This window comes from Kitasatospora sp. MAP5-34 (assembly GCF_029894335.1).
In the GTDB taxonomy this organism is placed as follows: Bacteria; Actinomycetota; Actinomycetes; order Streptomycetales; family Streptomycetaceae; genus Kitasatospora.
In genome coordinates this window covers 1-1,464 of record NZ_JARXZC010000108.1, presented here as the reverse complement: position 1 = coordinate 1,464, position 1,464 = coordinate 1, and the positions used below count along the sequence as shown (strand labels likewise).

1 protein-coding gene is annotated in these 1,464 nt (G+C 67.3%); it reads left to right on the top strand.

Annotated features, from left to right (window positions below; translation table 11 throughout):
- Positions 1–86: 86 nt before the first annotated feature.
- On the top strand, positions 87–1,464 hold a 1,378-nt coding region (locus P3T29_RS32585; RefSeq protein ID WP_280720292.1), incomplete at its 3' end, for an IS1634 family transposase.

Genomic DNA, 1,464 nt, shown 5'->3' with positions numbered 1-1,464 from the left:
ACGCGGTCGGATTCGCCTAGAGACGCGATTTTACGGATCTGCCTGCGCTGACCTGCAGTTGGTCCGTAGGGTCTGGAGTCGTGTACGTGAAGACGACGAAACGGGAGAACAAGTCCGGCACGGTGCGGTACCTGCACCTGGCCCACAACGAGTGGGATCCGGTGAAGGGCCGGGCGGTCCCGAAGGTCCTGTTCACGTTCGGCCGTGAGGACGACCTCGACCGGGACGCGGTGAAACGGCTGGTCGCGTCTCTATCGCGGCTGCTGGAGCCGGGTGAGGCGCTGGCCTCGACCGCGGCGGGTGACCTGGAGTTCGTCTCGTCGGTCCCGTTCGGCGGCACCTACGTCCTCGATCATCTCTGGCGGCGGCTGAGGATCGACAGGATCGTCGGGCAGGTCGGGCAGCCCAAACGGGGCCGGCGCCGGAACATATCGGTGACCGAGCGGGTGCTGTTCTCCCTGGTCGCGAACCGGGCCCTGGCGCCGTCCTCGAAGCTGGCCGCCGCGGACTGGGCCACGCACGACGTGCACGTCGAGGGCCTGCCAGCCACCGACGACGACGCCTGCTACCGGGCGATGGACTGGCTCCACGAGGTGACCGACGACCTGGAGAAGCGGGTGTTCGACGAGGTCGCGAACCTCCTCAACCTCGAGGTCGACCTGCTGTTCTTCGACACCACCAGCACCTACTTCGAGCTGGAGGAGGCCGACGAGCCCGCCGCCCGCGACGACAGGGGCCGCCTCCTGACGGACGACCACCCAACCGCCGAAGAGGACGGCGAGCCCGCGGAGCAGGCCGGGTTCCGCACCTTCGGCAAGTCGAAGGACTCCCGCGACGACCTGCCGCAGATCGTGATCGGGATGGCCGTCACGAGGGACGGGATCCCGGTCCGTGTCTGGTCATGGCCCGGCAATACCGGTGACCAGAAGCTGATCCGCCAGGTCAAGGACGACATGCGGGACTGGACCCTGAGCAAGATCGTGTGGGTCACCGACCGGGGATTCTCCAGCGGACGCAACCGCCGCTACCTACGCCAGGGCGACCACGCCTACATCGTCGGCGAGAAACTCCGCTCCGGCAGCCCGGAGGTGAAGGCCGCCCTGTCCCGCCAGGGCCGCTACAGCGAGATCACCGGGAACATGCGGGTCAAGGAGGTGCGGATCTCGGAGACCGAACGGTTCGTGATCTGCCACAACCCCGAAGCCGCCACCCGTGACCAGCACATACGCGAACAGCTCGTCTCCCAGCTGACGGCCCTGATCGAAGACACCGACAAGCTCAGCGACTTCAAGCGCGGCGAACTCCGCGGCAAGCTCGCCGACAAGCCCGGCCTCAACCGCTACCTCCGCACCACCCCGGCCGGCAAGCTCCGCATCGACACCGCAAAGATCAAGACCGAGGAGAACCTCGACGGCAAGTACCTGCTGCGATGCTCCGACCCGCACCTGTCGGCGGAGGACATCG